General features: G+C 47.2%; 20 protein-coding genes. 4 read left to right on the top strand and 16 right to left on the bottom strand.

The window, feature by feature from the left end:
• Positions 1-61: 61 nt before the first annotated feature.
• The 6 genes from FTX54_RS03690 to FTX54_RS03665 form a co-directional block, all read right to left on the bottom strand.
• Positions 62-1,054, bottom strand: a complete 993-nt coding sequence (locus FTX54_RS03690; RefSeq protein WP_147804434.1) for a LacI family DNA-binding transcriptional regulator — start codon at positions 1,052-1,054, stop codon at positions 62-64.
• Positions 1,055-1,178: 124 nt separating this feature from the next.
• A complete protein-coding gene (locus FTX54_RS03685) occupies positions 1,179-1,379 on the bottom strand; it encodes a cold-shock protein (RefSeq protein WP_147804433.1) in 201 nt (66 codons plus the stop codon).
• A gap of 199 nt (positions 1,380-1,578) precedes the next feature.
• Positions 1,579-2,022, bottom strand: coding sequence for a hypothetical protein (locus tag FTX54_RS03680; RefSeq protein ID WP_147804432.1), 444 nt, complete (start codon positions 2,020-2,022; stop codon positions 1,579-1,581).
• A gap of 45 nt (positions 2,023-2,067) precedes the next feature.
• Entirely contained in the window at positions 2,068-2,796 is a 729-nt protein-coding gene (nagB, locus tag FTX54_RS03675) for a glucosamine-6-phosphate deaminase (RefSeq protein ID WP_147804431.1), read from the bottom strand.
• On the bottom strand, positions 2,768-3,940 hold the full coding sequence (nagA, locus tag FTX54_RS03670) for an N-acetylglucosamine-6-phosphate deacetylase (protein WP_246125655.1): 1,173 nt from the start codon (positions 3,938-3,940) through the stop codon (positions 2,768-2,770). The genes nagB and nagA overlap by 29 nt, the downstream gene beginning before the upstream one ends.
• A 448-nt stretch (positions 3,941-4,388) precedes the next feature.
• Complete coding sequence (locus tag FTX54_RS03665) at positions 4,389-5,186, bottom strand: HAD family hydrolase (protein ID WP_187254610.1); 798 nt, start codon at positions 5,184-5,186, stop codon at positions 4,389-4,391.
• A gap of 693 nt (positions 5,187-5,879) precedes the next feature.
• On the opposite strand from FTX54_RS03665, the gene FTX54_RS03660 reads away from it, so the two are divergent.
• The 3 genes from FTX54_RS03660 to FTX54_RS03650 all read left to right on the top strand — a co-directional run bounded on the left by FTX54_RS03660 (position 5,880) and on the right by FTX54_RS03650 (position 9,291).
• Positions 5,880-7,343: a SulP family inorganic anion transporter gene (locus FTX54_RS03660; protein ID WP_147804428.1), complete on the top strand. Its 1,464-nt coding sequence runs from the start codon at positions 5,880-5,882 to the stop codon at positions 7,341-7,343.
• A gap of 15 nt (positions 7,344-7,358) precedes the next feature.
• Positions 7,359-7,784: a universal stress protein gene (locus FTX54_RS03655; protein WP_147804427.1), complete on the top strand. Its 426-nt coding sequence runs from the start codon at positions 7,359-7,361 to the stop codon at positions 7,782-7,784.
• 874 nt (positions 7,785-8,658) lie between these two features.
• Complete coding sequence (locus FTX54_RS03650; protein ID WP_147804426.1) at positions 8,659-9,291, top strand: class I SAM-dependent methyltransferase; 633 nt, start codon at positions 8,659-8,661, stop codon at positions 9,289-9,291.
• 173 nt (positions 9,292-9,464) lie between these two features.
• On the opposite strand, the gene FTX54_RS03645 is transcribed toward FTX54_RS03650, so the two are convergent.
• The 5 genes from FTX54_RS03645 to FTX54_RS03625 all read right to left on the bottom strand — a co-directional run bounded on the left by FTX54_RS03645 (position 9,465) and on the right by FTX54_RS03625 (position 16,664).
• Positions 9,465-10,454: an S-layer homology domain-containing protein gene (locus FTX54_RS03645; RefSeq protein WP_147804425.1), complete on the bottom strand. Its 990-nt coding sequence runs from the start codon at positions 10,452-10,454 to the stop codon at positions 9,465-9,467.
• Positions 10,455-10,908: 454 nt separating this feature from the next.
• Positions 10,909-12,309: an MATE family efflux transporter gene (locus tag FTX54_RS03640; RefSeq protein WP_147804424.1), complete on the bottom strand. Its 1,401-nt coding sequence runs from the start codon at positions 12,307-12,309 to the stop codon at positions 10,909-10,911.
• Positions 12,302-12,754 carry a MarR family winged helix-turn-helix transcriptional regulator gene (locus FTX54_RS03635; RefSeq protein WP_187254608.1) on the bottom strand — a complete coding sequence of 151 codons (453 nt, stop codon included), beginning with the start codon at positions 12,752-12,754 and terminating at the stop codon, positions 12,302-12,304. Before FTX54_RS03635 ends, FTX54_RS03640 begins: the two co-directional genes overlap by 8 nt.
• Positions 12,755-13,902: 1,148 nt before the next feature.
• The gene (locus FTX54_RS03630) at positions 13,903-14,859 is read right to left on the bottom strand and encodes a D-2-hydroxyacid dehydrogenase (RefSeq protein ID WP_147804422.1); all 957 of its coding nucleotides are present in this window, start codon (positions 14,857-14,859) and stop codon (positions 13,903-13,905) included.
• 344 nt (positions 14,860-15,203) lie between these two features.
• Positions 15,204-16,664 carry a catalase gene (locus tag FTX54_RS03625; protein ID WP_147804421.1) on the bottom strand — a complete coding sequence of 487 codons (1,461 nt, stop codon included), beginning with the start codon at positions 16,662-16,664 and terminating at the stop codon, positions 15,204-15,206.
• A 426-nt stretch (positions 16,665-17,090) separates the two neighbouring features.
• Between FTX54_RS03625 and FTX54_RS03620 the strand changes: the two genes are divergently transcribed.
• Complete coding sequence (locus FTX54_RS03620) at positions 17,091-17,477, top strand: hypothetical protein (RefSeq protein ID WP_147804420.1); 387 nt, start codon at positions 17,091-17,093, stop codon at positions 17,475-17,477.
• A gap of 361 nt (positions 17,478-17,838) precedes the next feature.
• Here FTX54_RS03620 and FTX54_RS03615 read toward each other — a convergent pair whose 3' ends face one another.
• From FTX54_RS03615 to FTX54_RS03595, 5 genes are all read right to left on the bottom strand, one after another.
• Positions 17,839-18,606 carry a PAS domain-containing protein gene (locus FTX54_RS03615; protein ID WP_147804419.1) on the bottom strand — a complete coding sequence of 256 codons (768 nt, stop codon included), beginning with the start codon at positions 18,604-18,606 and terminating at the stop codon, positions 17,839-17,841.
• An 81-nt stretch (positions 18,607-18,687) separates the two neighbouring features.
• On the bottom strand, positions 18,688-19,887 hold the full coding sequence (locus FTX54_RS03610) for an ROK family transcriptional regulator (RefSeq protein ID WP_147804418.1): 1,200 nt from the start codon (positions 19,885-19,887) through the stop codon (positions 18,688-18,690).
• Positions 19,888-19,902: 15 nt separating this feature from the next.
• A complete protein-coding gene (gene galT, locus FTX54_RS03605) occupies positions 19,903-21,414 on the bottom strand; it encodes a UDP-glucose--hexose-1-phosphate uridylyltransferase (protein ID WP_147804417.1) in 1,512 nt (503 codons plus the stop codon).
• A complete protein-coding gene (gene galE, locus FTX54_RS03600) occupies positions 21,411-22,415 on the bottom strand; it encodes a UDP-glucose 4-epimerase GalE (RefSeq protein ID WP_147804416.1) in 1,005 nt (334 codons plus the stop codon). The genes galT and galE overlap by 4 nt, the downstream gene beginning before the upstream one ends.
• A 77-nt stretch (positions 22,416-22,492) precedes the next feature.
• A complete protein-coding gene (locus FTX54_RS03595) occupies positions 22,493-23,656 on the bottom strand; it encodes a galactokinase (RefSeq protein ID WP_147804415.1) in 1,164 nt (387 codons plus the stop codon).
• Positions 23,657-24,157: the final 501 nt, after the last annotated feature.

Here is a 24,157-nt window from a genome sequence, read left to right as displayed (position 1 = left end):
TGTGTGATCGATTCCACATTGTTCAAAAAGAGAGAATATCACTGTGTAATCGATTTCAACACTATGATAAACTATTCCTTTCTAAAAGTCTATACTTCATTCGGGATTTTTCGACTTTCTTTTCACCTTTTTTTAGAGTCTGCAGAAGCATTCGTGAGGCTTCCCTGCCGGCTGCTTCATAATGATAGTCAACAGTCGTCAGCGCAGGCGTTATATAGGCTGACATGTCCGAAGCTCCCATTCCGACAACCGCCATGTCTTCCGGCAGACGGTAATTTTTCCTCCGCAGCGTCTGCATGGCACCGACCGCCAGCCGGTCTGTAACAGCAAAAATAGCTGTTGGTACTTCCTGCTCTGTTTTCAGTATTGCTTCTGCAGCTTCTTCTCCGGCAGCTATGCTGAATGTGGCTGTCTGGACCCATTCATCTTTCACGGGAAGATGGTACTTCTCCATCGTTTCCAAAAAGGCCTTTTTTCGAACAACACCGACTGCGTAATCAGATTTCTCCACCCCGATAAAAGCGATGCGGGTGTGGCCCTTTTTTATAATTTCCTCAGTAAGCATCGCTGCTGCCCTGTAGTCATCGTAAACGACGGAAGAGATGCCGGGGATGTCCTGGCCGACTGCTACAATTGGAACACTCAGCGAATCAATCGTCTCCAGCAGTTCCGGCTCTGTATTGGTAGCGATAAGTATAATACCGTCCACTCGTCGGCTTTTCAGCAGTTTCAAATGTTCAATTTCTTTCGCCATTTCCAGGTTGGAATTGGCCAGCAGGATCTGATAGCCTTCCCCGCTCAACTCTTTATCTATTCCACCGACAATCCGGCTCGTGGTCTCGGTACTGATTTTCGGCAGAATGACGCCGACAACTTTCGTCCGCTGCAGGCGCAGCGACTTCGCATGTTCACTCGGAACATAGCCGGTTTCCTCAATGACGAGCCGGATTTTTTCACGTGCTTTTTCACTTACATATCCTGACTGGTTAATTACTCTCGAAACAGTAGTTCTCGAAACGCCTGCCCGCGTCGCGATATCATTAATCGTCACCATCGTTTTCCCTCCTTTCTAAAAATCGTACCACGTTTTCCCCTTCAATTATAGAAAAAAGGCTGCCCTGAAAAGGTTCAGGACAGCCTCTCTGTGCTTCTGTTAAGTCCGGGTTACCGGCAGTTGATTATACAGCTGTTACGTTTGCTGCCTGCGGTCCGCGGTCTCCATCAACAATTTCAAATTCAACGTTCTGGCCTTCTTCAAGCGTTTTGAATCCTTCTGCCTGGATCGCAGAGAAATGTACGAATACGTCGTCTCCGTCTTCACGCTCGATGAATCCAAAACCTTTTTCTGCATTAAACCATTTTACTGTGCCTGTAGTCATCAATAACGGCCTCCTTATTAAAAATATTTGAAGCACGTGAACCATTTCCTGCCTTGCTTATAGAACGAGGCCGAGAAGATGTTTCCATGTTCAAGTGATTTACATTGGAAATAATACCATAAATTCCACTTTAACTCAATACGTTATTGAGAATTAACTAATTATTGACAGCGCTGTCACAACCGGCACAGCAGTGTTCTTATTCTCCTCCTTCAATTTCTATATTCTGGCGGACATCATGATAATAAGGCTGCTGCTCCTCCTCTTCCTCACCGCTCAGGAAAAAATAGGCTTCTGCCGTTACCGTATATGTTCCCGGATCGATGTCCAGGTTTACCGCGTCCCCTTCGTACACTTCATCCGGTTCAAGAAGAATTTGAGTGCCCTCTTCCTGATCCTTTTCTTCACCTCCATACAAACTTTCCTCGCCGCTGCTCACTTCAGAAATCCAGGCAATACTTTCATTAAAGTGGATCGTTTCATCTGCGCTGCCTTCATTGATGATGACAGGTTGTATCTGAAGCGTGCCGTTTATGTATTCTGCCTGGAGAGAAAGAGCTATGTTCTCGTACGGGGGCGGTTCATCACACGATCGAAAAGTAATAACTGCGGCTGTTATAAGCCCGAATGTTAAGAGCTTCATTTGTTTTCCTCCTTCTTTACGGGCGGTTCATACGTGGAAGATCCCTCATCTGCTGCGGCATAAAGACAAGGCTTCTTCATCAGCGATAACGGTTACTCTGCCGTGTTTCTGCAGCGCGGAAGCCGGGCATGTTTCTGCTGGTTCTTCCTCGAGCATGCAGCGGACAGCCTGCGCTTTTCTCTCCCCGGAAGCAAGCAGAAGAATCTCTTCTGCCTCTAAAATCGTCCCAATACCCATCGTGACAGCCCTGTCAGGAACAAATTCATTCCCTTTAAAAAAGCGGGCATTTGCTTTTTTTGTGGAAGGAGCCAGTTTTACTACAGACGTTCTGCCGTCAAACGCACTTCCCGGTTCGTTAAAAGCAATGTGGCCGTTTTCTCCAATGCCGAGCATCTGAAGATCTATCCCTCCCAGACTCCGGATCAATTTTTCATAGGAGCGGCATTCTTCTTCGGGATCCTCTGCGGTGCCTGAGGGGAGGTGAGTCTGTTCCGGAGTCAGGTTGAGAGGGTCAAACAGCTTTTTTTTCATGAAAGCATGATAACTCTGCGGGTGGGAATCAGCCAGACCTACGTATTCATCCAGATTGACTGTATGCACGTGGCGCATCGTCGTTTCGCCTGCATGAACAGCTTCAATCAATTTTTCATATAAGCGGAGCGGTGTACCGCCTGTTGCGAGACCAAGCACCCGAATGTGCGGAAGTCTTTCCATAACAAATACGAGTGCTTCCCGGCTCATTTCCTCATAATCCGCTGTCCGAATGACTCTCATGCTGTTCCTCCCTCCTGTAAATCGCTTTCCCTCCTATATAAACCTCCAGCACATTCCAATCTTCATCAACTATCGTAAAATCAGCATCCATCCCGGCGGAAAGGCGCCCTTTTCTATCTGATAACCCCAGCCGCCGGGCCGGATTGACCGCACTCATCTGAACAATTTCTTCAATAGAACAGCCGGTCCAGCTCATCATATTTCTGCATGCCTCGTTCATTTTCAGCACACTTCCTGCGAGAGTACCATCTTCGAGTACGGCCTGGCCGTTTTTAACGTGCACCTTATTTCCGCCGAGCGTATAGGTCCCTTCCGCCATGCTTTTCGCTCTCATAGCATCGGTAATGAGAAGAACCTTTTCTGCTCCCTTATTTTTATAAAGCAGGGAAACAGCAGCTGGTGAAACGTGAATCCCGTCTGCTATCAGCTCTGCAAAAATTTCATCTTTCAGAAGGGCGGCTCCGGCTGTGCCGATATCACGGTGGTGCAGGCCGCGCATCGCGTTAAACATATGCGTAACCTGGGAAACACCGGCTTCGACAGCTTCTTCCATCTCCGCAAACCCGGCATCAGTATGGCCGGCCGAAGCAATTCCTCCGCTCTTTTTTATTTCTTCAAGCAGACCGCTGGATCCTGCAAGTTCGGGAGCTAATGTAACGATACGTATATTTTTCCCGGAAGTTTCCTGAAACTGCCTGAAAAGATTGCGATCCGGGAGCTGAACCCATTGAACCGGCTGCGCTCCTGCCCGCTTTACATTGATAAAAGGACCTTCCAGATGAATGCCGAGAAGACCTGCTCCTCCTCGTGATTCTTTTATGGCTTTTGCTGCTTCTGTAAGTGCTTTATTCAGTGCTTCAGGTGACGCTGTCAGCGTCGTAGCCAGAAAACCTGTCGTCCCCTCTTTAGGAAGAGCCTGCTGCATTATTTTCAATGCTTCTGCTGTTCCGTCCATGACATCTGCCCCTGCTGCCCCGTGAATATGAGTATCAATAAATCCGGGCAGAAGGTAGTTCGTGCAGGTGGCAGCTTCCCCTTCTTTAATGGAGGCAATTGTCCCTTCTTCTGTGATGGCTATAGCTGGGGAACGGACTCTATTTCCGTATCCGTCTATTAAAATGGTATTTTCAAAAGTTTTTTCCACAGCTGCACCTCCTTTTTCTTCCATTCATCATAGCATGATTCCGCTTACATCCGCTAACATATAAACGCCTTTAAAGCTTTCCCTGCTGACTTGGTAAAGGAAGCTCCGCTGCAGCTCTGCTTTCGGGAAAGCGCAGGCGCATTAATAGACGACATTAAACACTACGAGAGCCATTGATGCAAAATCGCTGCTCCATGTAATCGAAGGCAGTTGTTTACAGAGGCGGAAACGAATTATGAAGTTCAGCATATATTGATGTTCTATTTTCAAGGCAGTTAAATGAAAAGCGTTTTAAATCGAACATAGTAAAAAGCGTCATAACAAATAGTTATGGCGCGGGCATCGAAGTTTTGAGTTGTAAGTTCATCAACCTGAACATGCCGGCGGACGGTCAGTGGAAGATCCTCAGCTACTCTTGACCATAAGAACGATCGTTAACAGATCCGTTTTACAATGCCTTTATCAGAGGTGTACCTAATACCTTCTCTTCCAGAAAACGGGCAATACCGTCTGCCTCGTGATGATACGTCACGAAATCTGCAGCTTTTTTCAGCGGAGCAATTGCATTTCCCATCGCTACGCCGGTGCCGCAGCCTCTGATCATTTCGAAATCATTCGGACCATCTCCAAACGAAATTGCCTCTTCTTTTTTTATTCCGTATTGATTCAGCGCATATTCAACAGCGGACCATTTGGAAACGTTTCTGCGGATAAGTTCAAAACCATCATTCCAGCGGATGAAATCACACTGCTTCTTATATAAATGTTTGGGAAGGTGCAGGAATTTATCAGAGCGGATGCTGTACTTTAAAATGCCAGCGGGCAGCTCTTCAGAAAGCGGACCGATGTGAAGCGGTCGTCTTTTCCCTTCTTCTATCCACGTTTTTATTATCTCATCTTCCTGCGTGCAGTAAAGTCCTTCTGCCGTATGAAGAATGATATTTCTAGTTTCTTCTTTTAGTAAAGCACGGTGAAGTTTTTGATCTGGAGCAATCGTACGCAGCTGCAGCGGATCCAGGGAATACCCGTGATAGACAGCAGACCCGTTCAAACAGATAAGCGGTGTTCTTAAGCGCAGCTGCCGGTGGTAAGGGATAGTGATATCCATATGCCTGCCTGTAGCCAGAAACACATAAATTCCTCTTTCGGTTAATTCGTGAATGACCTGGGTTGTTCTTTCCGATATCGTATTGTTTGCTTTTAACAGGGTTCCATCCATATCCAGAAACACGGCTTTAATATTCATAAGCTGATTATTCCCTCCTTTTATCTCTATACTCCGATTATATGAAATCATTATTGAGCAGGTATGTTGAAAAGTTTAAGAATTAATTGACTATGTAAATTTCCTGTAAATCTTTATCTGAGTCGTTTTCTTTTCTCGTGTATGAGATTCTCTTTTTCCTTCCTGCGGTCGTGCGGGGTGGTGCTCGTCCTTCATAGCCCCGGAGTCGCCCCATGTCCACTTCAGCTTATGGTAAAAAGACAGAGCTGGAGACAAGCCTTTGGGAAAGTGTCCGTCTGAACCGGAGGTCATCTACCTTATTCGTTTATTATAAGATAGCCTTCCATTATGAAATTGTTTCATTTATAAACTTTTTTCAAAAAAGAACTAAGCAAGTAAAAAGAAGTAAATCAGCGTATATAAAAGTATTCAACTTATGACTTACGCTTACATCCGGATTTGCTTTTTTTTGTTGAGTTGATATAATCCTTTTGTTCTTTACGGATTGAGTCCTTCACGGAAGGATTCTCAAATTGGATAATTCGGGTTTTCTTTTTGAAGCAGCCACTGCCTGATAACAACGAAAAACACCGTTTGTTTTTCTCCGTCAGCCAGCTCTACGCTGATTGATCGGTATCGGCAGCAGGCTCCTGCAAAATTCCCCATTTTCCTGAAAACAGAACAAATTTCCTATAAAAGAAAGAGGTGCACGGATTGACTACAGTGGAAAAAGTGAAAAAAGAATGGTTCTCTAACGTGAAAGGCGATTTGCTCGCCGGGATTGTGGTCGCGCTTGCGCTCATCCCCGAGGCGATTGCCTTCTCGATCATTGCCGGGGTGGACCCGATGGTCGGGCTCTATGCCAGCTTCTGTATTTCGGTGGTGATCGCGTTTATAGGCGGACGCCCGGGGATGATCTCTGCTGCGACCGGTGCGATGGCGCTCCTGATGATTACGCTTGTCGACCAGCACGGGCTCGAGTACCTGCTCGCGGCAACGATTTTAACCGGAGTGCTGCAGATTCTCTTCGGCGTCTTCCGGCTCTCGAAGTTCATGAAGTTCGTGCCGCGTTCGGTGATGATCGGCTTCGTGAACGCGCTTGCGATCCTCATCTTCACGTCGCAGCTGCAGCATTTTGTCGATGAAACGTGGGTCATGTACGCGCTCGTGGCGCTGACGCTCGGGATTATTTATATCCTGCCGCGCTTTACGCGGGCGGTCCCGTCGACCCTCGTCGCGATTGTCGTCGTCACCGGCCTTGCGATTACGATGAACTTCGGGGTGCGCACCGTCGGCGACATGGGGACACTGCCGAGTACGCTGCCGGTGTTCCTGCTGCCGGACATCCCTTTGAACTTCGAGACGCTCGCGATTATCTTCCCGACGTCTATGGCGCTTGCCATTGTCGGTATTCTCGAGTCGCTCTTAACACAGAACATTGTCGATGATATGACGGATACGGAAAGTGATAAGAACAAGGAAAGCCGCGGACAGGGCATTGCCAACGTGACGACCGGTTTCTTCGGCGGCATGGCCGGCTGTGCGATGATCGGCCAGTCCGTGATTAACGTCAAGTCCGGCGGCACGGGACGGCTCTCCTCGCTCACAGCCGGTGTCGTGCTCATGGCGATGATCCTGCTTATGAACAACCTCGTGCTGCAGATCCCGATGGCGGCGCTTGCCGGGGTGATGATCATGGTTTCAATCGGTACGTTTGACTGGTCGTCGCTCCGCAACCTGCATAAACTGCCGCGCACCGACGCGATCGTCATGGTCGTCGTCGTGTCCACTGTCGTCTACACGCACGACTTGGCAATCGGGGTGTTCACTGGTATTATTTTAAGTGCAATCTTCTTTGCCTGGAAACTGTCCAAGATCAACGTCGAGGAGCACTTCGACGTGAAAGCACGCACGCTCACCTATGAAGTGCACGGCCAGCTGTTTTTTGCGTCCGTGCAGGACTTTGTCGAGGACCTCGACTTTGAGGCGGACGTGAAAAAAGTCGTCCTCGACCTGTCGAATGCGCACCTGTGGGACGATTCCGCAGCCGGGGCGATCGACAAAATCGAGCATAAGTACGAACAGCGCAGGGTCGACGTGGAAGTGACCGGCCTCGACCGCGGCAGCCGGGAACTCATGGATAAGATCGGCGGCTTAAGCAAGGCTTCCGGTCATTAATGGAGGGAATAGCTGATGTTTAAAAACCTGCTTTTAGCAATTGATGGATCCGATCACAGTAACCGCGCAACCGAAAAAGCCATTGAACTCGCGAAGCTTGAGGAAGGATCTTCTATTGAGATTCTTTACGTAGTGGCCGGCAGCAAGTCCAAAACCGACGTGCTCCATTACGGGGATTCGGACAATGCTTCCAGAAAACGAAAGCAGATTTTAACAAAGTATGAAGAAATGATCAACGAAGCCGGCATCCCTGTTGAAATTACCGTTTTACATGGTCAGGACGGGATTTCCGAGCCGATCATTGAGCATGCGAATAACGGCTCTTACGATACGCTCGTTATCGGCAGCCGCGGCTTGAGCACTGTTCAGACTATGGTGCTCGGCAGCGTCAGCCACAAGGTGCTGAAGTACGTGAAAGCGCCTGTTCTTATGGTGAAATAAACGAAGCTCCGCCAAACACGGCGGAGCTTTTAGTATGTAAACAAATTCTTCTTTTCTGCATCTGTTTCCTTTTTTCTGTATGAGTAGTGGTTCTTTTCTTTCCTGTTCTCACCCCTGGAAGCTTTCCGCGGGGATCGTCTTCAATCCCGCAGGAGTCCCCGCCATTCACTTCAGAAAGAAGGAGGCCGAGCAGAGGATTTTTTAACAGGCAGACAATAAAGTGGAACTATCTGTTATTTCTATCGAATGAACTGCTGGCCTGTCTTTTACCTCTTTTTTAAGGCTGTCTTGAAAATAAAGCAGATAAACGATAAACGTGGGCCTCCGTTTCCATGGGGACGCTTTCCGGGCGGGCCGGCCTCAGCTAATTCCGTCCTCCCTTCCGTCGGGCGGAATGGATCTTCAACTCGTCCTTCATCGCCCTGGAGTCGCCCCATGTCCACTCCAGCTTACGGTAAAAGACAGGACAGCATCTGCCTTCTAATAAAGAAACTCCTTCTTGAACATCGGTGATTCCTCTGAATATAGGGGAAGCTCCATTCCCATAGAAGAAGGCTATTTACATCCGTCATGGTGCAGCGATCCTGCATGAGTGTCTCTTCGCTTGCCGAGTTGCAGCGAAGTTTTCTACATTTATCAATGCTGGATTTTAACAGAGCTATCTTATAAAACAAAGGCGGCCTTGAATATAAAACTTTGAACGTCATTTTCTTCGATCATGATGCAGCTATTTTGCATGATTGTCCCTGTTAGAGTTTGATGGTGTTATAAAGCGCATGCAGCTCCTCCACATGCAACAAATTTTCTATATAACAAACAGAGCTTTTTAATATGATATACTGGACGAAATTATTTATAGAAAGCGGTGCTTTTTATGCTGGAGGATACCGGGGAACGAGTGATTCCCGAATATATGACAGAAGACAATGCCCTATGGCTGGAGCATCTGGCAAGATACCACTTCGCACTACCTTATGCCCACGGGCGCGTACTCGACATTGCCTGCGGAAGCGGATACGGCACGAAGCTTACGATAAAAAGACGTAAAAAGGAAGTAACAGAAGCTGTCGGTATTGATCTGAACCAGGAAACAGTGGAGTATGCGAGAGGCTCCCACTACCATCCAAACGTTGCTTACCGGACCGGCGACCTGCGCGACGCCTCTCTCCCCGAAAAGCTTGGCACTTTCGATACCGTGCTTTCTTTTGAAACGATCGAGCACCTCCCTGATGACCGGGAAGGGCTGGCCCGGCTGAGTGATCTTACAAAACCCGGAGGAACCCTTATCGTTTCCACCCCGTTCGGCGCCGGCCGGGAAGAGCCGTGCGGATCTCCTTTTCATTACTTTCAGCTTACAGAATCGGAGTTTATTTCCCTATTTCAGGAAGAGCAGTTCGCTTTTTCAGACGTTCGTTTTTATTATCAAAACGGGGTCAGCTTCGAAGCGGAGAAACGTGAAGGCTGGAAATATCCCATAGGCATTGCCGTCTGCCAAAAGCAGGAGTAGAATGCCTGTGCTCCGAATGGAAAGAGGCTGTCTCAAAAGGTACATCGAGACAGCCTGGAAAGCACGCGCGGAGCCGGACAAGATGTAAAAAAGCCTGTTAGACAGCGATTTGTCTAACAGGCTTTTGTCCGTGCGAAGCCGTCCCCCCTTATCCTTACGGGACAGCTCTTTCTTTATTTTTCGATGAACATTTGTACGTAATAAGGTCCTCTCGCTCCCTCGCTGGTGTATCCGACTCCTAAATGGGTATATCGCTCGGACAGTATATTATTTCTATGACCGTAGCTGTCCATCCATCCCCCTACAACGGTCTCCGCAGAATGGTAGCCTCTGGCTATATTTTCAGCAGCAGCTGAATAGCTGATCCCTGCTGCTTTCATCATATCAAAAGGACTGCCATGTTCAGGCGACTGATGCGCAAAGTAGTCGTTCACGTACATGTCTTCTGCCTTCGCGTCTGCCACAGCCTGCAGGTTGATGTGCGGCTTTAAAGGTTCGAGATCATGAGCTTCCCGTTCTTCGTTCGTCAGCCTTAATATCTCCCTTTGTACCGATACACCCTCATCTTTTAAAGAGCGGTCCACCAGGACAGCGAATTCCGCCCTCGTAATGGAGCTGCCAGGCTTGTATGTGCCGTCAGGGTAACCCGTTGTTATCCCTTTAGCCAGAAGGGCGGTAATATCTGACTCTGCCCAATGCCCGTTCACATCTGAGAACACTGTTTCACTGCCGGTAAAGTTAAAGGCAGAAACTAAAATATTTGCTGATTCCGCTCGCGTAATATTCTCTTGCGGACGGAAAGTACCATCCGGATACCCATTAAACAAAGCATATTCGGAAGCGGCGGAAATCGCTTCATAATAAAAGGAACCAGTATCAACATCTGTATAATCAGACTGAAATCCGGATTCCTCATCAGAAAGTACGGCTCTGACCATCATCACTGCGGCCTCCTGGCGGCTTATATTGTTATTCGGCCTAAAGGTACCGTCTTCGTACCCGTTAATAATACCCTGTTGACTCAAACTCGACACGGATTCTTCTGCCCATGCCATTCCTGCAACGTCATCAAATGGACTTCCTGCTGCCTCCCCCTGCTGAGCTGGAGCAAAAAACGTGAAAATAAGACTGAACATGATCACTATAGAGATCGTTTTAGACATTACCTCACTCCTTTTTGTAAATTCCTGTATCTATTTAGTATAGACGCTTCTGCAGGAAGATGAAATAGACAATTTAAATTATGAGACCCCTTGTGACAGCCAGAAGCGCTCCTAAGCGGTAATTTAATGGAAAAGCTAACTCTTGATAAAAAACTTTCGTTACAGATATATTTAATACGAAGGCTACCTTGAAAAAAAGTTGATAAGTGATAAAGGGGCGCTTTCGTTTCCATGGGGACGCTTTCCGGGCGGGCCGGAGTCAGCTAATTCCGTCCTCGCTTCGGTCGGGCGGAATGGAGCGGCTTTTATAGAGAAGAAGCAGACTGTAAATAATAAAGAACAGGTACGATTCCCATTATATGCGTAAGAGCCCAGACTTTAACACAGATAATACGAAAGCACGAAGGGGCCTTCATGAAAAATTTCATGAAGGCCCCTGACGCCGACGAAGCTGCTATGAAGAAGCTCTGTATATTTCCTCCTCATTTTCCTTATCCTCTTTGGAATCTCCCTGAAAGAATAATTTCCGATCCCGGTAAAGAAAATACAGAGAGAGGGCGACAGCGAGAATATCTGCAAGTGGAAAAGCCAGCCAGACTCCCCACACTCCGATAAACGGAGGAAGGATCAGGACGAGTGGAATTAAAAACAGCACCTGTCTTGCCATCGATAAAATAAGAGCAGGCTTGGATTTTCCGAGAGCCTGATACAGACCGCCGCTGACAATTTGAATACCGATAACGAAGGCTACCGCAAACATGATGTGCATCCCTTCAATTCCTGTCTCAATTACTTCCGGATCGGACGTAAAAGCAGACATAAGAAGCCCCGGTACAGTCATCACGAGCGCAAACACGGCAGTCGAAAACACAGTGACCACTTTCAATCCGAGAATGATCGTTTCCCGCATTCTGGCAAAATCCCGGGCTCCGTAATTATACCCGACAATCGGCTGCATACCCTGAAGAATTCCCATCATCGGCATAAGCGTAATCATCGCTACACGCTGAACGATACCGAATACCCCGACGTAGAATTCCCCACCGTACTGAATCAGCATCGCATTGATAGCAACCATCATGACACTGCCGGCTACCTGTCTTACAAAAGCCGGCATCCCGACGACAACGACTTCTTTGACGATCCGAAGCTGAGGATACATTTCGCTGATGCGGATTTTAAGAGAACTTTTTCCGCTCAGAAAATAATAAAGAACGATAAAGGAAATACTGGCCTGCGAAATAACCGTCGCTATAGACGCTCCCTGCACGCCCATGTCGAGCACAACGATGAATATCGGATCCAGAATGATATTCAAAACAGACGGAATAATCATCGTCATCATCGCAAAACGTGCGTTTCCTTCCGAACGTATAATCGCGTTTGTCGTAAAGGAAAAGGTAAAGAAGACAGTCGCCATCGTGATCGGGAAAATGTAGTCGAGAGCAAGACCGAGAATATTCGGAGTCGCTCCGAAGAGCATAAGAAGCGGCTCAAGAATCGTAAAAGAGCCCACGACTCCAAGGACACTCATCATCAGGACGAGAGTAATAATATTGCCGAAAACCCGGTTCGCTTCTTTTTCGCGGTTTTCGCCGAGTCTTCTCGAAATGACCGATGAACCTCCCATTCCAAGCGCAGCAGCTACTGCCATCATAATGATCATCACGGGAAAAGCAATGGTAACGGCTGCTACGCCGTCGATTCCGACGAAAAAAGAAATGAAAATCGTATCGACGACATTGTAAAGCGACATGACAAGCATGCCGACAATAGCCGGAACGGAGAGGCTGCGCAGGAGCTTTGGAATCGGTTCGGACCCAAGTCTTGTACTCTGTTCTTTCTGATTACTCATTCCTCTGCTCCTCCGTCTCTTTCTGCAGCTTTCCCTGCATGGTTTTTAGTGTCTGCAGTAAATACTGCTTTTCTTCCTCAGATAAAAAATCGGTGACCTTCTCCTCTATCTGCATCGCTTCTCTCCAGACAGTCTTTTCCAACGTCCGTCCTTTTTCTGTAAGAGAGATCAGTTTTTGACGCCGGTCGCTCCGGCTTGCCGTTTTTTCAACCAGTTCACTTTTCAAAAGCGATTCAAGCAGTCCGTTCATCGTCGACCCCTGGATAAAAAGCTGTTTCTGCAGCTGCGCCTGGGACTGCAGGCCGTAGCTTTGAAGCAGATACAATACTTTCACCTGGGATCGGGTCAGGCCATGTGCAGCAAGGCTGCGGTTATGTTCATTATGGAGCAGGTGAGCCGTCGCTCCAAGCTGGTAGCCTATAACTTCATTCATTTTTCTGTTCATTTTTATAAAACACCCTTCACGTTTAAAAGCACCGGCTGAATCTGCTCTGCCGCTTTCGCAGCTGAGCTGAAATTCAAGGCGGTAACGAAGATTCCCTTTTAAATTAAGAAGTGAATCTTTCTGCATTTTGACAATAATTAATTCGCTTCCTAATATTACGACAACCGAAATAATAAGTCAATCTTTCTTGGTTTTATCCTTTATGTAAGGTTTATGAAGAACCGGCAGGCTGCCTTGAAAATAAAGTAGATAATCGATAGACGTACGCTTTCGTTTCCTTGGGAACGCTTTCCGGGAGGACTTTCCCGCTTTCTTTTTCCAAAGGCATCTCTGCCCTGACACCCGTTTTACGGAATGAAAAATATAGCTCATGAAAAACAGAAGGACTTCTCGTTCCATGAAGAATAACAAAGCAGAAACGTGCTCGTGGTAGAAGGAGATTGGAAGATCCCGCAGGACGTATGCCTTCCGGAGATCTCCTCCACGGCAGAGCTGAAGCGGAGTGTTCTACATGTATCAACAACAGACTTGATTCTTACGCATTCCCGGGAAAATAAACTATATTTGACAAAAAGATAATTCCCCCCTTAAAACCTCTATCGTTTAAGCCTGCCCCACCAGCTTTTTAAGTGAAGTTACCTTCTGTAATCGTAAGTCGGAAAGCCAAGTTCCCTTTTTTGTGTAAGAACCACAGACTTAAACACAGCCTTCAAAAAAGGACGTTAAAAAGCCTTCATGACGTTTGTCATGAAGGCTTTCCAGGCTGTTTACAAAGTAATTTTTCCTGTATAAGTAGACAGTCGGCTGTGTCCACTTTCGAAGAGCCGCTTTCCGGAGTCATCTTCTACAGCTCCAGCCAGCATTTGAACAAAAAGAAAGACTTTGCTGCGAGAACAAGCGTACGACAGGTTTCTCCTATAAAAAAGGTGATTTTCTCTGCCGTGTCCGGCGGGGACGCCAGTGGGTTGGTAGCGCCGTCTGAAGATCCTTTCCAATGCAGTCAGGCATTGAAAAGAGCTGAAGACAAGCCCCACGGCAGGCTTCCGCCGGTAAGCGAAGGAGAAAATACACGGAATAGAATACATAGACTTCTTTCTTTACTTAATCAACACTCTGAAAGTATGCCGGAGAGTCTGCTCTGCGATCTTTTAATATCCGGCCTTATAATCGACCCGGTTCACCGGCAGCTCTCTGCCATTTACATAGGAACGAAGATTGGGAATAAAAATGTCCCGGATAACACGCTCGTGATAAATCCCTGTCGATCCAGCTGTATGGGGGGTCATGATGACATTGTCCATCGTCCAGAACGGATGATCTTCGGGAAGGGGCTCCTCTGAAAAGACGTCCAGTCCGGCTCCTGCGATGTCTCCCTTCTGTAAAGCAGACAGCAGCGCTTCTTCGTCCACGGTGTCTCCCCGTCCAATGTTGACGAAAAAGGTTTCCTCTTTCATTTTTTCAAATAAATCTTTCGTAAACAACTGCTTTGTCTCTTCTGTAGATGGCAGCGTATTAACGACATAATCGCACTCCGCAAGCCTGGAGGACGCTTCTTCAAACGTAAGTGTCTCGTCTGCTTCAGGCGTTTCTTTTTTCGTACGTCTGACTCCAATAACGTGCATCCCGAACGCTTTCGCTATTTTCGCCGTTTCTTTTCCAATCGCCCCTACCCCGTAGATGAGAATCGTTTTTTCGTGAATTTCTCCTTTTAAATGCGCATGATGCCATTCTTTTTTCTGCTGCTGACGGATATAGGCGTGCATTTTTCTCGTCCATCCTAAAAGAAAAGCGAATATTGTCTCGGATATCGGATAAGCATGCACCCCATTCGCACTGGTCAGTAAGAATCCTGCCTGTTCATACGAGGTAAGCGGCAGATTATCAACACCCGCACTCCACGTCTGTATCCATTTCAGCGGCGCATTGTCAGCTAGCTGCTCAAACATTTCCGGTTTCCAGCCTGCTACAATATCTGCTTCGTTTATGTAAGGTTCCCAGTCTTCTTTTTCTTTCCCCGTGATAACTTTCCAGCCGGGTACTTCCTGCTCCACCTCTTTCGTGAGCGTTTCGCCTATATTCTGTGCAATGACTATCGTTTTTCCCATTCAAATTCCTCCTTCTTTTCATCTATTGTACTATCTTTCCTTCCTTTCGTTTTTTCGAAACACCAAAACGTATTCAGGGGACAACCCTGTAAAGAAACCGGATAAAACAGAAACTGCCGATAATTCATTTTAATGAAGGTTTTTCACCCTGGCAGGCATAGGAGCCGCAGGTGTTCTTTAATCAACATTCGATTTTAAGAGAGTCAAACTTTTTTATAGCAGATACAGAAATGACCCCTGCCTTCAAAAATCGGCAGGGGCCATTTTTTATTTACCGGTTATATACCGGTCTTTTGTATCTTTTCTGATGCACGCGCCTGAGCATAGATTCTACGGATAAGCTCTTATTTGTGCATATTCTGCAGATACTCATCCAGGTTTACATTGAGATTTTCTGCAAGGCGGCGTCCGAGCTCTTCACACCCGCGGTAGAAGTTGCAGATCTGCAGAAGGCGTGTATCTTCCCGTACATCTCCCAAAGCACCGGTCAGGTTATTGACGAGACCATCCTGCTCTTCTTTCGTGTAGTTATCCCACACGATCTGCGGCTGAAGAAAGTCTGCTTTCTTTTCGATCGGCTGACGGCCTGCCACAGGACCAACCGGAGCCTGATGGTCATTCTGGCTCATATCTTCTTTTGGAGTATCCTCATAGCGGTTCGGCTCGTAGTTGATACGATCCTCCTGCTGCCGGAAAGGCATGAACCCGTCCCGCTGATTGTTGTTTACCTGCGCAAACGGGCAGTTGATCGGCAGCTGCAGATAGTTTGGTCCTACGCGGTGGCGCTGCGTATCCGAATAGGAGAAAAGACGTCCCTGAAGCATCTTATCTTCAGATGGTTCAATACCCGGAACGAGCACTCCTGGGTTGAACCCGACGGACTCTGTTTCTGCAAAGTAGTTATCTACGTTTTTGTTCAGCTGCATCGTCCCGACGTGGTGATAAGGGAAATCGTCTTCAAACCAGTCCTTTGTAGCATCGAGCGGATTAAAGTCAAATTCATCGAGATCTTCAGGCTGCAGAATCTGCACGTATAAATCCCATTCCGGATAATTTCCTTCTTCAATCGCCGTGTACGTGTCGACGGAAGCATGGTTGAAATCTTTCCCTTGAATTTCTTCTGCCTGTGCTTCAGAAAGGTTATGAATACCTTCTTTCGGCACCCATCTGTATTTCACATACACGTAGTTGCCCTGGGCATTGACCCATTTAAAGGCATGGACACTGGAACCGCGCATCGTCCGGTAGCTTCTCGGAATTCCTTCGTCTGAGAAAAGGTGCATCAGCATATTGGTGGATTCCGGAGTAAGAGACATGAAATCAAACAGACGGTCGGGATCCTGCACGTTTGTACGAGGATCAGGCTTCAGGGAGTGAATGACATCCGGGAACTTCATCGTGTCACGGATAAAGAACACCGGCAGATTGTTTCCTACAAAGTCGTAGTTGCCTTCCTCCGTGTAAAATTTCACTGAGAAACCGCGCGGATCACGAAGTGTTTCAGGAGAATGATTGCCGTGAATTACCGTAGAAAAACGTGTGAAAATCGGCGTTTCCTGCCCTTCTTCCTGTAAAAATGCAGCTTTCGTATACCTTTTCATGCTGTTTGCCACTTTAAATGTTCCGTGAGCACCAAATCCGCGTGCGTGAACGACACGCTCCGGTACGCGCTCCCGGTCAAAATGGGCAAGCTTTTCAATCAGCTGATAGTCCTCAAGCAGAATCGGTCCATTCTCGCCGGCAGTACGGGAATTTTGATTGTCGCGGACGGGAACCCCTTGTCCTGTAGTCAATTTTCTATTCATATGTAGTTTGACCTCCTTTTAAAATGTGCATCTTAATTTTAACCTGCAGTTTGTATTATACATGCTTATTTTTAATAATTACAAATAAAAAACCTTTATTATTATCTGATTTTTATGCCATCGTTATGTATTATTCCGCCTATTTCCTCCAGCGGACTTTTTTTCTTTGGTGATGCACCTCTTTCGTAAACCCTGTTTTCCTCAAGGCAGGATAGTGAATAAGAAGCTCCTGCTCCTGACCAAACGCCGAACGGTACCTGTATTTAATAAAATGGAGGCCGATTCATCGGAAAGCAGGTACAGTAATCTATCCGTCGGTCTATTATACTATCAACCTCCCTGTCACAGAAAGTTCTTTGGCGCTTCACGACAGTTTTTACTATACTGGAGAAGGTATGATTATTTGCGAAAAAAGGAGCAATGCACATGTCTCATAGTAAAATGCTGTTAATCGCTGCAGCAGTATTCGGTGTTATCGGTACGTTTATGGGAGGCCACATGGCCGGTTCCGGCTCTCCGGCTCTCCGCCCGATTCACGCCCACGTACTTGTTGTCGGCTGGCTGACTTTATTCTCATGGGCAATTTACTACAAAGTATACAAGCCTAAAAAAGGACTTCTCACCACTATCCACGTCTGGACCGGCCTTATCGGCACGATCGGCCTTTGTTCCGGTATGTACGTCTTTATGATGGATGTCGTTCCTTTACCAGAACTCTTCACGCTTCTTTATTACATCATCAGCGGAACCGTTCTCACTGTCAGTTTCTTTTTGTTTCTCGTTATAGCTATAAAAACACCGGACGATATTTGAAGCTCCTGCTGCTTCAGGACTGAAACAATGGAAAATGTTTATAAACAAGAAAGAGAAGCCCTGACCGGAAAAATCGGCCAGGGCTTCTCTTTTTTTATTAGCTGCCTTGAAAATAAAGCAGATAAGCGATAAACGTACGCTTTCGTTTCCATAGGAACGCTTTCCAGAGCGGACGACGGGGACTTCCTCGGGATCAAGTGAAGTCTGACGCCCCTATCCAGCGAGCCGGAAACAGCTGAAAACAGACTCCAGGGAAAGCCTCCGCTGGTAAACACAGGAAAGAAGAAAAACGCATGTTTTCAAAGAAGTATCGAGAACCACGTGGATAAGTAAATATTTTTAAAATCTTTGAAGCTGCATCTTATATTTCCAGAGATTCTATCGCCTGCTTCACTGATCCATACGTGTCCAGCGACGAAAAATCGATATCGAGTCCGCGTGTCCGCATTGCAATTTTAGGAGTAATGCCGGTAATGATCATGGAAATGCCTTTCAGCTTCAATATATCGCCAAGCTGAAAAATCCCGCGCATCGCCGCCTCGTCTATATCCTGAAAGCCGGATAAATCAAGAATCAACTTCTCGATGTCCCACTTCTCAAGTTCCGGAATGACCCGGTCGACAATCAGGTCCATTCTCTCCTGATCAATGCTGCCGATTAACGGCAGGACAGAAATTCCATCTTTTACAGGTACGAGCGGCGTGGAAAGAAGTTCGATTTCTTTATCGTATTTTTTCAGCTTTTCCTGCGCTGTTTTGTATTCATCAATATCTTTCTGGATTCCTACAAAATAGTACTGTGCTTCTTTTTCCAGATAGATCGGGTCAATATGAAGCAGATTCCAGAACGGCGTGCCGTCTTTTTTATAATTAAGAATTTCTACAGAGACGGGGTTTTTGTTATGGATGGCATCACGGATTTCCTGCACCGTATCCGGGTCGGTGTCTTTTCCCTGCAAAAATCTGCAGTTGTGCCCGATAATGTCTTCCTGGCTGTACCCCGTCAAATTTGCAAATCCTTCGTTCGCGTAAATAATTGGGTTATCCGGCTGATTCGGATCGCTGATGATAAACACCAGCTGCGTCTTTTCCAGCACTTTATTTTTCAAATCCTGTAAATCGGTTACCACGAGATCTCCCCTTTTCCTTCTCTAAATCCTTCTTTCCATTGTAGCGGATTTAGAGATTGATGAAAAGAAGTTGCCTGCCCACTAATCCGGGATTTCAAAAAGTTCGGCGAGAATGAGCGTACAGGCGCCAATGAGCGACCCTTCTTCTCCCAAATACGAAACTTCTACTTCCGTTTCTCCGGCTTCTTCACTTAAAGCCCGGTCCTTCATCACTTTTTTAATAGATGGAAGCAGATACTTCCCTGCCTTTGCGACTCCCCCGCCGAGAATGATTAATGGCGGGTTGATGAAATGGACAGCGTTTACGAGCCCTGTACCGAGATAGTCACCTGTTTCCGAAAGGACTTCCCGGCTTAATTCATCGCCTTTCTCCGCCGCCTCAAAAATAGCTGCGCCGTCCGGAGAGTCCGCGGCTTTCAAGGAAGAAGCCGCTCCTGTTTCCAGTTTTGCTTTCATGCGGCGTCTCATCGCTTCCCCGGATGCAAATGTCTGCAGACAGCCGCTTCTGCCGCAGGAACAGACAGGGCCGTCTTTCTCTATCATCATGTGGCCGATTTCCCCGGCGAGGCTGTTATGGCCGTGAAAAAGAGTGTTATCGATAACCAGTCCTGCTCCAATACCTTCCCCTATATTTAAGCAGAGAAAGCTGTCGACATTTCTTCCGGCACCAAACCATTTTTCCCCTAGAGCCATTGCTTTCGCGTCGTTTTCCACCCGCACCGGCAGTCCGGATACTTCCTCCAGTGCTTCTTTAACAGGAATGTTTCTTATGCCGAGCGTAGGGGCGTGGATTGAATTGCCCGTGCGGTGATCGACTATTCCATGCATCGCGGCACCTATGCCGATCAGCTTCTCCCGGCGTTCGTCGATACTTCTCATAAACGTCCCGACGTGATGCTGCAGAAATTCGAGGAAGGTTGTTTTCGTGAGGGACCCGGGCATAGGAATCAGCTCCTGCTTAAGAAGACGGGCATCCATGTCACTTAGGGCGATCCGCATCTTCCGCACTCCGATATCGATGCCGATAATAAACCGGCTGTCGGATTTGATTTTTAACAGGATAGGTTTTCTCCCGCCTTTTGACTCTCCGGCACTGCTTTCATAAACGAGATTTTCTTCCAGCAGTTCATTGACAAGGTTCGTGACGGTCGGTGGAGTCAGCTTTGTTGCTTTGGCAATCTCTGAGCGGGAAATAGCACCGTTTTGGCGTATCGTATTTAATATAAGGGAGCGGTTGAGTGATTTCATCATATGAAAACTGCCCGTGTGCTGCGATGCCATGCTGCTTCCTCCTTCCTACCCGAGTGACTTCAAAAATTTCAAAAATGCCTGCTGGCCGGCTTCATCTCTTTTGAACACGCCGGAATGGCTGAGAATCTCTGCAAATACGAGTCCTGTTTCCTGCTGAAGAATTTTTTCCTGTGTCACTTCGGAAAATTCCGGGTGCCCCGCTTTGACTTTCAGAGCCCAGTTTTTATGCTTGGATATAAGCTCATTGTTTTGGAGCTCGGCTTCGGGGTCTGCTGTCAAAAGCGCTTCTCCTGTTTCCTGCAGCTCCTGTTTTAAACGGCCCGGCAGGACAGCCAGTCCCATCACTTCAATTAGTCCAATATTTTCTTTCTTAATATGATGGACTTCCTCGTGCGGATGAAAAATTCCCATCGGATGCTCTTCGGATGTCCGGTTATTCCGCAGGACAAGATCAATTTCAAACATTCCGCTCCGGTATCTTGCTATCGGAGTGATCGTATGGTGCGGCTCCGAACCGGAGTAAGGATAAATTCCAACAGAAGCATCTTCGTATTCTTTCCATTCTTTCAGAATATAGTCACTCGCAAGAACGACGGAGCGTTTATCTGGTCCTTTTACGCGGACGACGGACATCGGCCATTTCACTTTTGAAGCTGTGACCCCGTCGAATCCGGAGAGAGGGATTGTTTCTTCTTCCGCTGCTCTCGCCATCGGAAATTCGTACCTGCCTGCCTGGTAGTGATCGTGGCTCAGAATCGAGCCCCCTACTATAGGAAGATCGGCGTTGGAACCGATGAAATAGTGCGGATACTGCTCGACAAAATCGAGAAGCCGCTGAAACGTTTCTTTTGTGATCCTCATCGGATCGTGCTCGGCTTTTAAAACGATCGCATGTTCATGGTAATAGACATAGGGAGAAAACTGCACGTGCCAGTCTTCCCCGTTCAGGGTAACCGGAATTGTCCGCAGATTATGGCGTGCCGGATGATTCAGCCGCCCTGCATAGCCGACGTTTTCCTTACAGAGCAGGCAGAGCGGGTAATTCGCCGTGGAAACATTTTTCGCTTTCTGAATTTCCTTTGGATCCTTTTCCGGTTTGGAGAGGTTAACTGTAATATCCAGATCACCATAATCGGTCGGCGTACTCCAGCTCATATTTTTAGCGATTCTGTCGCGCCGGATATAGTGAACATCCTGATTCCATTCGTAAAACCAGGCTGTAGCTGCTTCTATTCCCGAATTATCCTGAATACTTCGGAAAGTTTTAGTAACTGCTGAAGGGCGGTCGGTAAAAATGCCCATGAGCTTTGTGTCCAGCAGATCCCGTTCTGTGACGGTATCATTTTCGAGTACGCCCTCTTGAGCCGCCCAGTCAAGAATATCCTTCATTATTTCAGGCAGATTCCGTTTTGGCTTCTGCGGCTGCGGATTTTCTGCCGATTCATCCAGGTGCAGCGCTTCGAGAAGCTGGTTTTTACTGTAGATCATGTCTTCTTCCGTGATCAGCTGTTTCGCCTCCGCGTAAGCCGTCAGTTCGTTTAATGCCGCATCAATCATTTGGAATCATCTCCTTCGCTGTATCCTTGTGGATGTCTGCGGTGCCAGTCCCAGGCCGTCTGCACAATCGATCCCAGATCGGCGTATTCCGGCTTCCAGTTTAAAACGCGCTTTGCTTTTTCAGAAGAAGCAATCAGGACCGGCGGATCCCCGGCACGTCTCGGTGCTATTTCACGGGGAATGGTTTTTCCAGTCACTTTTTCCACCGTATCAATAACTTCCTGCACACTGAATCCGCTGCCGTTGCCAAGATTAAATACGTCCGAAGCTCCTCCATCCCGAAGGTAGTCGAGAGCAAGGATATGAGCCTGGATCAAATCTTTAACGTGAATGTAGTCACGGATGCACGTCCCGTCTTCTGTCGGGTAATCATCGCCGAATACGTATATTTTTTCCCTCTGTCCAAGAGCTGTCTGAAGGATAATAGGAATGAGGTGCGTTTCCGGCTTATGATCTTCTCCAATATCAACATGCGGATGAGCACCTGCTACATTAAAATAGCGGAGCGCCGTAAATTCCATCCCGTAGGCTTCGCTGCACCAGTGCATCATATCTTCCATTGCAAGTTTCGTCTGACCGTAAGGATTTGTCGGTTTTGCCGGCGTTTCTTCTGTAATCGGGACCGTTTCCGGTTCTCCGTAAGTCGCCGCGGTCGAAGAAAAAACAATCCGCTTCACTTCGTACTGGTACATTTTTTTAAGCAGGCAGAGCGCTCCGTAAACGTTATTATCATAGTATTCGAGAGGTTCTTTCATGCTCACACCGACGAGCGAATCCGCTGCAAAATGCATCACGTCCGTAATATCGTGAGCGGAAAAAATCTCGTCCATAATTTTCTCATCCCGGAGATCCCCTTCATAAAAAACGGCTCCCTTAAGTACGGATTCCACGTGACCGGTCTGCAGGTTATCAATAATAATCACGTCTTCGTTTCGTTCGAGAAGTTCGGCAGCGGCATGGCTGCCAATGTACCCTGCTCCTCCACATATTAATACCGCCATATTTATTCCTCCTCATATAGTAGGTGTTGTTACTGAGAAAAGTCACTGCCGGTCTGTCGAAGAAAAAGCTTTCAGCTTTATTTCAGTTCTTTCGCTCCGTCTCCGATACCGACGATATAAAATTCAGCTTCTTTACCGACGGCCGATTTGTAAGCATCTGAAATGCGTCCGAGAACGTCCTCCAGACCCTCTTCTTTAATCAGACTGACCGTACATCCACCGAACCCGGCACCGGTCATCCGGGAACCAACCACTTCCTCCTGTTCCCAGGCCGCTTCTACAAGTGCGTCCAGATGTTCCCCGGTTACTTCATAATCATCGCGCAGAGAAATATGCGATTCGTTCATCAATTGTCCAAATGCTTCCAGTTCTCCCCGGCCCAGCTTTTTCTCCGCTTCCTGCGTGCGGGCATTTTCCGTCACGGCATGCCTCGCTCTGCGCAGAACCGTGTCGTCTTCAAACAGATGCCCGGCTTTCTCCAGAGCCTCAGGCTTCAGTTCGCATAGATAGCTTATATTGTATTGCTTCTGAAGCGTTTCCAGAGCAGCTTCGCATTCCCGGCGCCGCTCATTGTATTTGGAATCAGCAAGTCCCCGCCGTTTATTCGTATTGGCAATCACGAGCTTCAGCCCGTCCAGTTCCACTGGAGCATAGCTGTAATCGAGCGTGTTGCAGTCCAGCAGCATCGCCTGCTCTTTTTTCCCCATGCCAATGGCAAACTGATCCATAATGCCGCAGTTGACGCCGATAAACTGATTTTCCGCTTTCTGGCTCAGCTGGACCATGCGCACACGGTCCATTCCAAAGTTCTGCAGCGCATCCCAGGCAACCGCAGTAACGAGCTCGATCGAAGCAGAAGAAGAAAGGCCGGCACCGTTTGGAATATCCCCGTACACATACGCATCAAATCCGGTTTCTCCTACCCGGTTATCTTCGGCAAACATTGCCAGAACCCCTTTAGGATAGTTGGCCCAGTCGTGCTTCTCTTCATAAACGAGTTCATCCAGGGAAAATTCGACCACTCCCTGCTCCGGGAAATTTCCGGAATATAACCGCACGAGCCTATCTTTTCTGCTGTTCACGGCCATATACGTTCCCACTGTCAGTGCACACGGAAAAACATAGCCCCCGTTGTAATCCGTATGCTCTCCTATTAAATTGACTCTTCCGGGAGCGAAAAAAATCCGCTCCGCGTGTTCCTGAAAAACTTCCGTAAATCCGGACTCCACTTTCTGCCTCATTAATAATGCCTCCTATTCGTAATCGCTTTATCAACTTAATTAAATTAATTAATAAATGAATTACTGTTAGTATAACGCATCTTTAAAAAAAAGAAAACGTTATTTTATATCTCCTCGAAAGTGGAGGACGAATTATAGAAACCTCCCTCGGAGAAAGCATGGGACTTCCCTGACATCCGGGAAAATCTGCGCACAGGCGTTTCTGCCCTGGTTCAGATTTCTACCTTTGTACATTCTTCGTTCAACCATCGGGCTTTCTGTCATTGAAAATCAAAACGAATCGGAAAACATGTCTGTAGAAGAAGTGGCCCCACAAGAACTTCAGTAGCATCCGAGGGAATCCTCCCCGGCAGATCTGCAGCGATTTCCCCTGGATTTACAACAAGAGAAAGGGAATTTTATTCTATTGATGAAAGTTTTTAAAAATAACTGATTGTTTTTGATAAATAATGATTGCTTTTGACCGCTTTGTGTTTTATGATAAGGATAAGAAAACGAGGT

Origin of the sequence: Alkalicoccus halolimnae (assembly GCF_008014775.2) — a bacterium.
Classification (GTDB): domain Bacteria; phylum Bacillota; class Bacilli; order Bacillales; family Salisediminibacteriaceae; genus Alkalicoccus; species Alkalicoccus halolimnae.
Note: the sequence above shows the minus strand (reverse complement) of the source record. Positions and strands in the feature narration are given on the sequence as shown.

What these genes read in the sequence shown, in the direction of transcription:
- FTX54_RS03690 (WP_147804434.1), bottom strand. Translation starts at nt 1,054, where the DNA reads ATGGTGACGATTAATGATATCGCGACGCGGGCAGGCGTTTCGAGAACT.
- FTX54_RS03685 (WP_147804433.1), bottom strand. Translation starts at nt 1,379, where the DNA reads ATGACTACAGGCACAGTAAAATGGTTTAATGCAGAAAAAGGTTTTGGA.
- FTX54_RS03680 (WP_147804432.1), bottom strand. Translation starts at nt 2,022, where the DNA reads ATGAAGCTCTTAACATTCGGGCTTATAACAGCCGCAGTTATTACTTTT.
- nagB (WP_147804431.1), bottom strand. Translation starts at nt 2,796, where the DNA reads ATGAGAGTCATTCGGACAGCGGATTATGAGGAAATGAGCCGGGAAGCA.
- FTX54_RS03665 (WP_187254610.1), bottom strand. Translation starts at nt 5,186, where the DNA reads ATGAATATTAAAGCCGTGTTTCTGGATATGGATGGAACCCTGTTAAAA.
- FTX54_RS03655 (WP_147804427.1), top strand. Translation starts at nt 7,359, where the DNA reads ATGTTTAAAAACCTGCTTTTAGCAATTGATGGATCCGATCACAGTAAC.
- FTX54_RS03650 (WP_147804426.1), top strand. Translation starts at nt 8,659, where the DNA reads ATGCTGGAGGATACCGGGGAACGAGTGATTCCCGAATATATGACAGAA.
- FTX54_RS03645 (WP_147804425.1), bottom strand. Translation starts at nt 10,454, where the DNA reads ATGTCTAAAACGATCTCTATAGTGATCATGTTCAGTCTTATTTTCACG.
- FTX54_RS03640 (WP_147804424.1), bottom strand. Translation starts at nt 12,309, where the DNA reads ATGAGTAATCAGAAAGAACAGAGTACAAGACTTGGGTCCGAACCGATT.
- FTX54_RS03635 (WP_187254608.1), bottom strand. Translation starts at nt 12,754, where the DNA reads ATGAACAGAAAAATGAATGAAGTTATAGGCTACCAGCTTGGAGCGACG.
- FTX54_RS03630 (WP_147804422.1), bottom strand. Translation starts at nt 14,859, where the DNA reads ATGGGAAAAACGATAGTCATTGCACAGAATATAGGCGAAACGCTCACG.
- FTX54_RS03625 (WP_147804421.1), bottom strand. Translation starts at nt 16,664, where the DNA reads ATGAATAGAAAATTGACTACAGGACAAGGGGTTCCCGTCCGCGACAAT.
- FTX54_RS03620 (WP_147804420.1), top strand. Translation starts at nt 17,091, where the DNA reads ATGTCTCATAGTAAAATGCTGTTAATCGCTGCAGCAGTATTCGGTGTT.
- FTX54_RS03610 (WP_147804418.1), bottom strand. Translation starts at nt 19,887, where the DNA reads ATGGCATCGCAGCACACGGGCAGTTTTCATATGATGAAATCACTCAAC.
- galT (WP_147804417.1), bottom strand. Translation starts at nt 21,414, where the DNA reads ATGATTGATGCGGCATTAAACGAACTGACGGCTTACGCGGAGGCGAAA.
- galE (WP_147804416.1), bottom strand. Translation starts at nt 22,415, where the DNA reads ATGGCGGTATTAATATGTGGAGGAGCAGGGTACATTGGCAGCCATGCC.
- FTX54_RS03595 (WP_147804415.1), bottom strand. Translation starts at nt 23,656, where the DNA reads ATGAGGCAGAAAGTGGAGTCCGGATTTACGGAAGTTTTTCAGGAACAC.